This is a genomic window from Vibrio penaeicida, assembly GCF_002933855.1.
Lineage (GTDB): Bacteria > Pseudomonadota > Gammaproteobacteria > Enterobacterales > Vibrionaceae > Vibrio > Vibrio penaeicida_A.
Genome location: NZ_BFAQ01000042.1, coordinates 95,682 through 96,096 on the forward strand (window position 1 = coordinate 95,682; position 415 = coordinate 96,096).

Sequence of the window (415 nt, forward strand, 5' to 3'; positions counted from 1 at the left end):
TCAAGATGCTTGGGTATAAATTACCAACGCAGTATCTCTGAGTAGTACTCGAGATTTCTTTGGTAATCGTAACCTACTGAAATTAATTTTTTGAAATACGTATTTTCCGCACTTCAAAAGAATCAAGCCTGTATAGCTGTAACTAGGCGAATAGAAAAATAAAATGACCATATTGACACACAAAATGGATTACTAATCAGTATCAATATCATTTATTACATTTCACTATCAACCGCTTGCCTGTAATTTATAAATTAATAAGTAAATTATTTTTCATTTGTTTTGATCTAAATCTGTTATTTCATAATTTGTCTTATATTAAAAATTTAATAATTATTTTTAATTAACTATTTAATCAATTTTAATATTCAAAAATAACAGATAAATCAATAAAGGAAAATCACAAGGAAATAAT